This window comes from Flavobacterium sp. CLA17 (genome assembly GCF_013112255.2).
GTDB classification, from domain to species: domain Bacteria; phylum Bacteroidota; class Bacteroidia; order Flavobacteriales; family Flavobacteriaceae; genus Flavobacterium; species Flavobacterium circumlabens.
The window spans coordinates 2,262,152-2,275,026 of the sequence record NZ_CP068294.1 but is presented as its reverse complement, the minus strand read 5'-3'; the positions used below and the strand labels follow the sequence as shown (position 1 = coordinate 2,275,026).

The window sequence follows — 12,875 nt, the reverse complement described above, 5'->3', positions numbered from 1 at the left end:
TTCCTGCTTATTGTAAGGGTCGCGTAAAAATATAGGAAAAAAATTAATAAAAAAAAATAATAAAAACGGACTGAACTCATTTAGAATCAATTAACTTTAAACTAAATTATTCTAAAGTCCAATTTGACTACAAAAACAGGTATTTCTACGTGCTCCTAAAAGTGGTCAATAAGGTAGATTTGTTACATAAACTAAACAAAACTATTATTAATTAATTTAATCAATTTTTATTATGGAAGAATTCATAGGAGTTGTAAAACTTTTTGCAGGAAATTTTGCACCAAGAGGCTGGGCGCTTTGTAACGGACAAATAATGTCTATTGCTCAGAATAGTGCTTTATTTTCAATTTTAGGTACTACGTACGGAGGAAATGGACAAACTACATTTGCATTACCGAATTTACAGGGATCAGTAGCTATTGGTTCAGGAAATGGTGGTGGGTCAAATTATGTTTTGGGTGAGGTTGCAGGTACTCCAAATGTGAGTATTTTAACTAGTAATTTACCAGCTCACGTTCATGGTGGTGCCGGTACTATAGCTGTAAGCAGTGCGAATTCAACAGATTCAACACCTATAGCAGGAGCTTCTATAGCCATTCCGGGATCGATAGTAGCAAGAGCATTTGCCCCTACATTAGGTTTTGCTACGGCAACTCCGAATGTTAACCTGGCAACTAATATTGTTACTGGTGCCACTGGTAATAATATTCCTATCTCTGTAATGCAGCCTTATTTGGCTTTAACTTATATTATTTGTCTTGAAGGTATTTTTCCAACCAGAAACTAAACCTCACGCTCTTTCTTTTAAGTTATATGACCATTGTGGAATTTCACTATAATCATAGACTAACTGAATTTCAGAGTAAGCACTAAGACCATACATTGATACAACACAAAAGGGATTTGTGATATAGGATTCGGCAGTTTTTAACTCCATATCATCAAATATCTTAATCTCTGTAAAAATGCATACGTCAGGGTGGTTACTAAAACTGTCCGGCAGTTTATAAAAGCGGCTTTCAAATTTTGAGCTGCTTTCTTTTCTGTCAAAATGTTCTTTGTTTATTGTAAATAATCTATCAACAAATACATTATTAGCATAGGGCTGCATTTCGTTGCGGCCCTTTACTTCTAGAGTATTTTTAAGATACGGCTCATAAGCAAAAAAGGTATAGACGAGATCAATTCTTATTTCTTCGGGAATCAGGATGGCATCAGAAGTCAATTGTCTGACTATGTTTTTTGTGATGGCGACCTGAGGCTCACGTGTAAGTGCATAATGCATGGTTTCAGTAATAGCAAGATCGATCACAAAATCTGTTGGTTTGGTGTAAGTAATAGCATTTGCTTCTATAAGCTGCAAATCATACTCCTCGAGACCGATAACGGATAAGAGATTATGTACCGATTGTATGGATTCGGCATTGATGTCTATTAAAACAGCCTTAATTCTCTCTTTATTCAATAATGGAAGCAAAGGCAGAATTAATGTTGCGTAGGGGCCACATCCTGCATAAAGGATATTAATGCTTCTCTCCGGAAAATCTGAACTCAATTTCGTTAAAGCTTTGTAAATGCCTTTTATAAAGAAGACGGTACGTAAATAGTCATCAACACAGTCGGCAGCGCCTGAACTTGACAAAGCAAAACCACCTTTTATAAGGGTTTCATTACTTTCCGGATTCTTAACTGTTGTCGTTTTTTTATAAAAAACAGAAAGCTTTTCAGCACACTTTACATGCTCATCAACAGTCCCTGATGCGATGATAGATTTAACAATAAATGTAAGTTCCTGTTTATACATACTTTACAACTTTAAGAATCTTCTTTTTTTAACATTAGAAATATAAGTTAAAAATATAATGTAACAATATTATCCGATCAATTTAATCTCAATGAATTATGAAAAAACTTTACTTATTATTAATTTTTCTGTTTTTTGCGATCCCGCACATCGGGGCGCAAACTACCGAGACATTTGAAACTGCGACTAATAATGCCAGCAGTTTTACAAATGGTACTAAAACGTTTAACTTAACCAGTAGTTATCTGAGTTTTAAAGTCTTCCCTCTTGCAAATGGGGGCTACAATGGCTCAGGCAAATTTATTCAGGTTGAAGACGTAGTAGGACCGGAAGGTTTCGGCCAGACTGGTACAATTTCTGATGCTACAGGGAGCTTTAAGGTCAGTAGCTTATGGATTTATGTTACCGGTAATGCCGGTTTTAATCCGGGTGTCACCAGTAATGGTTTGGCTGGATCCATTACCTTTAGAGGTAAACTTGCCGGCACTACACAATTTACGGTTGTCAAAAGTACAACCGGTGCTAATATTGGAACTGCGCTTCCCGGTAATGGTTTTATACAAGTCAACTTTGCTACTGAAGGAGGTTCAGACAATACAGCTGTAATCATCGATCAGCTTGAAATTCAATTAAGCACTAACTATGATTATTTTGCGGTTGATGACTTTAGATTTGCAAATGGTGCAGTAGCACCAACGGTTACAACGGCCGCGGCCTCAAATGTAGGCGCGGTACGAGCAACACTTGGCGGTAATGTAACTGCCGATGGAGGGGATCCTACTATAGAAAGAGGAATTGTTTGGGCAACCACAACAAATCCTACTATATTAAGCAATAAAATCCAAATCGGTACTGGTACCGGAATCTTTAGCAATACGGTTGGAACATTTCCTGCAGCTACTCTTATTTATTATAAAGCGTATGCTAAAAATTCGGGAGGAACGAGCTATGGATCAGAATTAACCTTTACAACAGGAGCTGCTTTAAGTACCTCTTCTACACCACAAACTAATGTTTCCTGTAACACAGGTTCTAATGGAACAGCTGCAGTTTTTGTTACTGGAGGCAAGACACCGTACACTTACTCCTGGGCACCATCCGGTGGAACAGGATCTATTGCAACCGGGCTTTCTGCCGGCAACTATACTGTAACAATTACAGACAGTGAAACAACTCAAATAACAAGACCTTTTAATATAACACAACCACCAGCTATTAGTCTGGCTACAGGAGCAAGTACAAATGTATCGTGCAACGGAGGATCAAATGGTACGGCCACGGTTATCCCTTCAGGAGGAACAGGTACTGGTACGTATACATACTCATGGAGCCCATCTGGCGGTACAGGAGCAACTGCTTCAGGATTGGCTGCGGGTTCTTATACCGTAACTGTTACAGACGCAAATAGCTGTCAGGCAACCAGAACATTTACAATTACACAACCTCTTGTAGCTCTTAATGCTACTGCAGGGACTCAAACAAACGTTTCCTGTTTTAGTGGCAGTAATGGTACAGCTACTGTTAGTCCAACAGGCGGAACTCCTACCTATACCTATTCCTGGTCACCATCAGGAGGAACGGCTGCAACAGCTTCAGGATTAGCGGCAGGGACCTATACAGTAACTGTTACAGATGCAAATAGCTGTCAGGCGACTAAAACTTTTATCATTAGTCAACCTGTTGCTGCACTTGTAGCTTCTGCCGGAGCCCAGACCAATGTATCCTGTAACTCAGGATCGAATGGTTCGGCTACGGTAAGTGCAACAGGAGGAACTGGTGCATACACCTATTCATGGGCACCAAGTGGCGGAACTGCGGCTACAGCATCAGGACTAACTGCCGGGACGTATACAGCAACTGTTACAGATGCTAACGGATGTACTGCAACACAAACTTTTACCATTACGCAACCAAGTGTTCTTATAGCTTCACCAGCAGCACAAACCAATGTATCCTGCAATGGAGGTACTAACGGATCGGCCACAGTAAGTGCAACTGGTGGAACTGCCGGATATACTTATTCCTGGTCGCCATCTGGCGGGACTGCTGCTACAGCTTCGGGACTAGGTGCAGGAACGTACACCGCAACCGTTACAGATGCCAATGGATGTACTGCAACACAAACTTTTACAATTACACAACCACCTGTTCTTACAGCCTCTGCCGCAGCTCAAACCAATGTATCCTGTAATTCGGGATCTAATGGCTCGGCTACGGTAAGTGCAACTGGTGGAACTGCCGGATATACCTATTCCTGGTCACCATCTGGCGGGACTGCTGCTACAGCTTCGGGACTAGGTGCAGGAACGTACACCGCAACCGTTACAGATGCTAACGGATGTACGGCAACACAAACTTTTACCATTACAGAACCAACTGTCCTAATAGCTTCAGCCGCAGCTCAAACCAATGTTTCTTGTAATTCGGGATCTAATGGCTCGGCTACGGTAAGTGCAACTGGTGGAACTGCCGGATATACCTATTCATGGTCACCATCTGGCGGGACTGCTGCTACGGCATCAGGACTAACAGCCGGAACATATACAGCAACCGTTACAGATGCGAACGGATGTACTGCAACACAAACTTTTACCATTACAGAACCTGCTACTGCTCTTACAGCTTCACCGGCAGCACAAACCAATGTATCCTGCAATGGAGGTACTAACGGTTCAGCCACGGTAAGTGCAACTGGTGGAACAGCCGGATATACCTATTCCTGGTCGCCATCTGGCGGAACTGCTGCTACGGCTTCAGGACTAACAGCCGGAACATATACAGCAACCGTTACAGATGCGAACGGATGTACTGCAACACAAACTTTTACCATTACAGAACCAGCTGTTCTTACAGCTTCACCGGCAGCACAAACCAATGTATCTTGTAATTTAGGATCGAATGGTTCGGCTACGGTAAGTGCAACAGGTGGAACTGGTGCATATACCTATTCCTGGTCACCTTCAGGTGGAACTGCGGCTACAGCATCAGGACTAGCTGCAGGAACCTACACCGCAACGGTTACAGATGCCAACGGATGTACTGCAACGCAAACCTTTACCATTACAGAACCAGCTGTTCTTACAGCTTCTGCCGGAGCACAGACCAATGTATCTTGTAATTCAGGATCAAATGGTTCTGCTACGGTAAGTGCAACAGGTGGAACTGGTGCATATACCTATTCCTGGTCACCTTCAGGTGGAACTGCGGCTACAGCATCAGGACTAGCTGCAGGAACCTACACCGCAACGGTTACAGATGCCAACGGATGTACTGCAACGCAAACCTTTACCATTACAGAACCAACTGTTCTTACAGCTTCTGCCGGAGCACAGACCAATGTATCTTGTAATTCAGGATCAAATGGTTCTGCTACGGTAAGTGCAACAGGTGGAACTGCAGGGTACACTTATTCATGGTCACCTTCCGGTGGAACTGCTGCAACAGCTTCAGGACTGACTGCAGGAACCTATACCGCAACGGTTACAGATGCCAACGGATGTACTGCAACACAAAGCTTTACCCTTACAGAACCAACTATTTTAGTAGCTTCACCCGCAGCTCAAACCAATGTTTCCTGTAATTCAGGATCGAATGGATCTGCTACGGTAAGTGCAACCGGAGGAACTCCGGGATATACCTATTCATGGTCACCTTCGGGTGGAACTGCCGCGACAGCTTCAGGACTGACTGCTGGAACGTACACGGCAACCATTACAGATGCTAACGGATGTACGGCAACACAAACTTTTACAATTACAGAACCAGCTACTGCTCTTACGGCTTCAGCCGCAGCTCAAACCAATGTTTCCTGTAATTCAGGATCTAACGGATCTGCGACAGTAAGTGCAACAGGCGGAACTCCGGGATATACCTATTCCTGGTCTCCTTCAGGAGGAACTGCAGACACGGCAACAGGTTTAACAGCAGGAACATATACTGCAACAGTTACAGATGCCAACGGATGTACTGCTACACAAAGTTTTACTATTACAGAACCTGGTGTTCTTACCGCTTCTGCCGGAGCTCAAGCCAATGTATCCTGTAATTCAGGATCTAACGGATCTGCTACGGTAATCGCAGCGGGCGGAACTAGCGGCTATACCTATTCCTGGTCTCCATCAGGTGGAACTGCAGACACAGCAACAGGTTTAACTGCAGGAACTTATACAGCAACTGTTACAGATGCTAACGGATGTACTGCCACTCAAAGTTTTACGATTACTGAACCAACCGTTCTTGTCGCTTCTGCCTCGGCTCAAACCAATGTATCCTGTAATTCAGGATCCAATGGGTCTGCGACAGTAAGTGCAACCGGAGGAACTGGTACCTATACGTATGTATGGTCACCTTCAGGTGGAACTGCCGATACAGCTTCGGGATTAACTGCCGGAACATATACTGCAACGGTTACAGATGCAAACGGATGTACTGCAACGCAAACTTTTACCATTACAGAACCGGCTACTGCTCTTACATCTTTACCGGTAGCTCAAACGAATATAGCTTGTAATTCAGGATCGACAGGATCTGCGACAGTAAGTGCTACAGGAGGAACTCCGGGATATACCTATTCATGGTCACCTTCAGGTGGAACTGCCGACACGGCAACAGGACTGACTGCCGGAACCTATATCGTAACTATTACGGATGCCAATGGATGTACTGCAACACAAAGCTTTACCATCACAGAACCGGCTACTGCTCTTACAGCTTCAGCCGCAGCTCAAACCAACGTTTCCTGTAATTCGGGATCTAACGGATCCGCTACAGTAAGTGCAACTGGCGGAACTCCGGGATATACCTATTCCTGGTCACCAACAGGTGGAACTGCCGATACGGCAACAGGATTAACAGCAGGAACGTACACCGCAACGGTTACGGATGCTAACGGATGTACGGCAACGCAAAGTTTTACTATTACAGAACCAGGTGTTCTTACAGCTTCAGCCGGAGCACAAACCAATGTATCTTGTAACTCAGGATCGAACGGGTCTGCAACTGTAATCGCAGCCGGTGGAACTGCCGGATATACGTATGCATGGTCCCCTTCTGGCGGAACTGCAGACACAGCAACAGGACTAAGTGCAGGAACGTATACCGTAACTGTTACAGATGCCAACGGATGTACTGCAACGCAAAGTTTTACTATTACAGAACCAACTGTGCTAACAGCTTCTGCAGGAACTCAGACTAATGTTTCTTGTAATTCAGGATCGAATGGATCTGCTACGGTAAGTGCAACAGGCGGAACTGGTACTTATACTTACTTATGGTCTCCTTCAGGCGGAACTGCCGACACGGCATCAGGTTTAATTGCAGGAACTTATACAGCGACTGTTACGGATGCCAACGGATGTACTGCAACGCAAAGTTTTACGATCACAGAACCTGCTACCGCTCTTACAGCTTCAGCCGCAGCTCAGACAAATGTATCTTGTAATTCAGGATCGAACGGTTCTGCTACGGTAAGTGCAACTGGTGGAACTCCTTCTTATACGTATTCCTGGGCACCATCAGGAGGAACTGCTGCTACAGCATCAGGACTAGCTGCAGGAACATACACGGCAACTGTTACAGACGCCAACGGATGTACTGCAACACAAACTTTTACGATCACAGAGCCAACTGTTCTTATAGCTTCAGCCGGAGCACAAACCAATGTATCCTGTAATTCAGGATCTAATGGTTCCGCTACTGTAAGTGCAACTGGAGGAATTGCCGGATATACCTATTCCTGGTCACCTTCAGGCGGAACTGCCGATACGGCAACAGGACTTACTGCAGGAACCTACACGGCAACGGTTACGGATGCCAACGGATGTACTGCAACACAAAGTTTTACCATTACAGAACCAACTGTTCTAATAGCTTCAGCTGCAGCTCAAACCAATGTTTCTTGTAATTCAGGATCTAATGGTTCGGCTACAGTAAGTGCAACCGGAGGAACTGGTACGTATACGTATGTATGGTCACCTTCAGGTGGAACTGCTGATACAGCTTCGGGATTAACTGCCGGAACGTATACCGTAACTGTTACAGATGCAAACGGATGTACTGCAACACAAAATTTTACTATTACAGAACCTGCTACCGCTCTTACAGCTTCAGCAGGAGCTCAGACTAATGTATCTTGTAATTCAGGAGCTAACGGATCTGCCACTGTAATCGCAGCTGGTGGAACTAGTGGATATACGTATTCCTGGTCACCTTCTGGCGGAACTGCAGACACAGCAACAGGACTAAGTGCAGGAACGTATACCGTAACTGTTACAGATGCAAACGGATGTACAGCTACACAAAGCTTTACCATTACAGAACCAAATGTCTTAACGGCAGCTGACGGTGGACAAATCAATGTAACTTGTAATTCAGGATCTAATGGTTCTGCAACAGTGATCGCAGCCGGCGGAACTGGTACTTATACTTACGCATGGTCACCATCTGGCGGTACTGCTGCTACTGCAACAGGACTAAGCGATGGAACTTATACCGTAACCGTAACAGATGCCAATGGATGTACTGCAACTCAAAGTTTTACCATTACAGAACCACAGGCTCTTCTTGCTACTCCTTTAATACAAACTAATGTGAGCTGCAACGGAGGTTCAAATGGATCTGCCTCAATAGTTGCTTCCAGAGGAACTGGTGCATACACCTATTCATGGGCCCCTTACGGAGGAACTGCTGCAACAGCAACGAGTCTGATCGCCGGAACCTATACTATAACAGTAACGGATGCCAATGGATGTATTGCAACGCAAAGTTTTACCATTACAGAACCTCAGGCACTTACAGCTAACTTTACACAAACTAACGTAAGTTGTGCTGGAGGAGCAGACGCTTCGGCAACTGTTATTCCTGCAGGTGGGGCTACTCCATATACGTATGCATGGTCACCATCAGGCGGAACTGCTGCTACGGCTTCAGGATTGACTGCGGGAACTTATACCGTAACCGTTACGGATGGAAACGGATGTACCGTAACACAACCAATAACTATCGTAACGACTCCGGACACCACTGCTCCGGTACCTGACGTAGCAAATCTTCCGGTGATTACTAATTATTGTGCTGTTTTAGCAGCTGAAATTGCTGTTCCGACGGCAACTGATAATTGTGCAGGAACAATCAACGCAACGACAACTTCACCTTTAAATTATACTTCAGCCGGTACTTATGTAATTATCTGGAGTTATGATGATGGTCACGGAAATATTGCAACACAAAATCAAACCGTTACGGTAACTGCTTCTCCTTTAGATCAGGTTACTTTTACAGATACAGCGGTTACTTATAACGGAAGTCTTCAGACTCTTTCTGTTACAGATCTTCCGACTGGAGCTACTGTTGCGTATTCAACAGCACCGGCAACAGGAAATGCAAACGGCGCAATTGATGCAGGTGTTTACACTATTACTGCAGTGGTATCTCCGGCACCCGGAATGCCGAATTGCTCTCCTGTTACCTTAACAGCAGAACTGACAATCAACAAAGCGGCTCAAACCATTACTTTTGCTCCTATACCTGTGAAAACACTTGGAGCGAATAACACTTTCAATCTGGACGCTACTGCAAGTTCAGGTTTACCGGTGACGTATTCTTTCACCTATACTTCTGCGTTGCCACCGGCAACTGTGTCTCCTGCAGGTTTAGTAACCATGCTGAGAACAGGTCAGGGAATTATTACGGCAAACCAGGCTGGTGATGCTAATTATCTGCCGGCAGTGGGTGTTGTACAAACGTTGACCATTCTGAACAGCAATGCTGATATCACACAAATCACTATCGGCGGCGTGGTGTACAACAATCCACCACTAGTAATAAATTATTTATTAGAGTGTGGTGAACAAAATCTTACTGTAGCTATTGTAAACGATGCCAATGCAACGATTACACCAAGTGCTAATTTTACCATTCCGCTGCCTAAAGCCGGAATTTACAATCAGCCAATTACAGTAACTTCAGAAGACGGAAGTGTGGTTAAAAATTACATGCTGGTAATCGAAAAACCTTTTGGTTTCTATGACATTGTCAAAATGAAATTCAACAATACGCTTTTAGTAAATAATAATCCTTTAACCAATGGTGGTTACGAATTTGTTGCCTACGAATGGTACAAAAATGGTGTCCTGATAGGAACCGGTCAATATTATTCAGCCGGTAACAGTCAAAACAACACCTTAGACCCAACTGCGGATTATAAAGTAAAAGTGACGACTAAAGATGGAAAAGTACTGCAAACCTGTTCAGACAAAATTGTATTACAAAATTCATTTCAGGCAAAACTTTATCCTAATCCGGCTGAAAAAGGAAAAGTGGTTACTGTAGAAGCAGATTTCCCTGAAGACGAAATAAAAGATATGCAAATCAGCTTATACTCTGTTTCAGGACAATTGATCAAAACATTGAAATCATCAACAGTAAAAACTGAAGTGCAACTACCTGGAAATACAGATGGTAATATGTTTGTTGTGGTGATTGAAACTGCAAGCTTCAGGAAAACACTAAAAGTACTTGTAAAATAAATAAAATCTGCCAGTGCGGTTTAAAAAACAGCACTGGCATAATATAATTTCAATATGAAAAAATATATCACAAACCATATAGCCTCTTTATCAATGGTCACTGCGCTTTTAGGCACTTGCTTAAGTAGTTACGGTCAGGATAAAAAGTATGAAATTTCCATTGCTGTTGCCGGCCCGTCATCCTTTATTAAATTTGATTCACCAGGCGTTGACTTAGTTGAAGGAAACGGATTTAGTGCAGGTCTTCGTTATTCGTATTACTTAAACGAAGGGTTTAGTATTGGAATTGGTGCCGAGTACCAGTCTTATCAATCGGATGCCAAATTTCAATCTATCGCAGGGCAATACAACACTGTTGATGCTGAAAATGAATCCTTTCAATTTAGATACAGGGCTACCAATTTAAGGGAAAACCAGAAATTAGGCTACATCAATATCCCTATTAATATTCAGTTTGAAACTCCGGGAACCACTCAATTGTATCTTGCCGCAGGTGCCAAAGTGGGTTTTGCCATCAATGGTTCTTATGAATCAACGATAGACAATCTGACTACCAGCGGTTATTATCCGCAGTACAACGTAGAATTATTTTCTCCGGCTTTTGCAGGATTTGCAAGTACAAATAATATCAAAGTCGGCAAAGAAGATCTTGATACCGAAGTTTCCTATTCCGCTACTTTTGAAACAGGTGTAAAACAAGCATTGGGTGACAAAAGTTCCTTCTACATTGGTGCGTACCTGGATTATGGACTGAACAATATTTACGACAAAGAAAGTACTAAAAACGTGGTGCAGTACAATGCTGCCTTACCGGTTCAGTTAGGACACAATACAGTATTGAATTCCCAATACGCAAATGACGTGAGATTAGTTTCTTACGGAATCCGGTTACGATTTGCTATTCATTAAATACTGCTCACAGTTGATATCAAAAAAGGCATACTTAACCGTATGCCTTTTTTTTAGGCTATATTTTAAAATAGCACCTAAGCATTTTTTTTTACACCTTACTGACCGCATCCACAAAATACGGAGAATCGTTCCATCTGATTTTTCTATAACTGACATTGGTTTTAATAGCATCCGGGAGACAGCTCCAAATCGCTTCATTCATTTTTTCCAGCAATAGTTTTTTTGAAAAAGTATCCGAAACCACAAAACTGATTTCGCGAACAGGTTTTGGATCTTTGAAAGGCTTAAAAAGTTCTTTTTCTTTTTCATTCAGAGTAGAAAGCTGCGGAATAATCGCGAATCCCAATTCGGCACGAACGAGGTTTTTTAAAGTTTCAATAGAACTGATATCGTAACTAAACTGGTCTTTGATCGGCCCCGGTGCTTTCAATCCACAGATATCCAGTAATTGCGCATTATAGCAATATTCATTCTGAAGCAGCAGTAACATGGGTTTATCACCGGGCTGAATTTCATAAAAATTTTCCTTTGCCATCGGATGTTCTTTATTCAGATACGCCACAAAAGGTTCCTGAAAAACCGGATGCTCGATGAGGTTTTTATTTCCCGTTGGCGTAGCCATAATCGCCACATCAAGTGCCCCGGTTTCTACATCGTGCATCAATTGTCCCGTATTGGCTTCTTTAATGATAAAATGAACCTTGGGCGTAATCTCTTTCATTACTTTAATAAAAAGCGGAATTAAGTACGGAGACAAAGTCGAAATCACACCAATTTTTAATTCTCCTTCCAGTGCGTTTTTCTCATTCACCACAAAATCACGAATTTCGTTGGCCTCGCGCAAAATCTTTTTGGCCCTGCTGATAATCTCTTTTCCGAGTACAGTTGGTGTCAGCGGAACCTTCGTCCGGTCAAAAATTTTAATTCCGATTTCTTCTTCCAGATTTTTTAACTGAATCGTCAACCCGGGCTGGGAAACCATACAAACCTCGGCAGCCTTAGCAAAATGGCGTTCTTCGTCAAGAGCGACGATATATTTTAATTGTTGAATGGTCATGATTATAAATTTAATTTATAAAGGTACAAAATTATTAATTTGATTTATAAGTATGCCCGCCATAAATTTGTCTCATCAAATCAGAACAACGATTTGTAAAACTCAAAAAATTTAAAACAACATAAAAATTAAGATCATGAAATTTACAAGAACAGCAAACACAAATTGGAAAGGTACAGGAATGGAAGGAAACGGAACTATCAGTACACAAAGCACCACACTAAACAACGCACAATTATCTTTTAAAACCCGTTTTGCAGAAGGCGTGGGAACCAATCCGGAGGAATTAATCGCAGCGGCACACTCAGGATGTTTTACCATGCAGTTAAGCTTTTTATTATCTGAAGCAGGTTTTGTGCCGGAAGATTTAAATACAAAAGCAAAAGTAACTTTAGAAGACGGTACCATCACTTTAATTCAATTGGAACTGGAAGGAAAAGTTCCGGGAATCGCGGAAGAACAATTTCAGGAATTGGCTCAAAAAGCAAAAGCCATTTGTCCGATTTCTAAATTACTGAATACAGAAATTACATTATCAATCGTATTAACTGCTTAATTTTCAATCTAAAAAAACAAT

6 protein-coding genes are annotated in these 12,875 nt (G+C 42.4%); 4 read left to right on the top strand and 2 right to left on the bottom strand.

Going from position 1 to position 12,875, the window contains the following annotated elements; all coding sequences use genetic code 11:
- The first annotated feature begins 232 nt into the window (after window positions 1–232).
- Window positions 233–787, top strand: a complete 555-nt coding sequence (locus HAV12_RS09705; protein ID WP_197984784.1) for a phage tail protein — start codon at window positions 233–235, stop codon at window positions 785–787.
- A gap of 3 nt (window positions 788–790) precedes the next feature.
- On the opposite strand, the gene HAV12_RS09700 is transcribed toward HAV12_RS09705, so the two are convergent.
- A complete protein-coding gene (locus tag HAV12_RS09700) occupies window positions 791–1,804 on the bottom strand; it encodes a hypothetical protein (RefSeq protein ID WP_171569462.1) in 1,014 nt (337 codons plus the stop codon).
- A 98-nt stretch (window positions 1,805–1,902) separates the two neighbouring features.
- Between HAV12_RS09700 and HAV12_RS09695 the strand changes: the two genes are divergently transcribed.
- Complete coding sequence (locus HAV12_RS09695; protein WP_171569461.1) at window positions 1,903–10,329, top strand: T9SS type A sorting domain-containing protein; 8,427 nt, start codon at window positions 1,903–1,905, stop codon at window positions 10,327–10,329.
- 54 nt (window positions 10,330–10,383) lie between these two features.
- The gene (locus tag HAV12_RS09690) at window positions 10,384–11,238 is read left to right on the top strand and encodes an outer membrane beta-barrel protein (protein ID WP_171569460.1); all 855 of its coding nucleotides are present in this window, start codon (window positions 10,384–10,386) and stop codon (window positions 11,236–11,238) included.
- A 91-nt stretch (window positions 11,239–11,329) separates the two neighbouring features.
- Here the strand turns inward: HAV12_RS09690 and HAV12_RS09685 are convergent, their stop codons facing one another.
- Window positions 11,330–12,298, bottom strand: coding sequence for a hydrogen peroxide-inducible genes activator (locus tag HAV12_RS09685; RefSeq protein WP_171569459.1), 969 nt, complete (start codon window positions 12,296–12,298; stop codon window positions 11,330–11,332).
- Window positions 12,299–12,434: 136 nt separating this feature from the next.
- On the opposite strand from HAV12_RS09685, the gene HAV12_RS09680 reads away from it, so the two are divergent.
- Window positions 12,435–12,854, top strand: a complete 420-nt coding sequence (locus HAV12_RS09680) for an OsmC family protein (RefSeq protein WP_171569458.1) — start codon at window positions 12,435–12,437, stop codon at window positions 12,852–12,854.
- Window positions 12,855–12,875 lie beyond the last annotated feature (21 nt).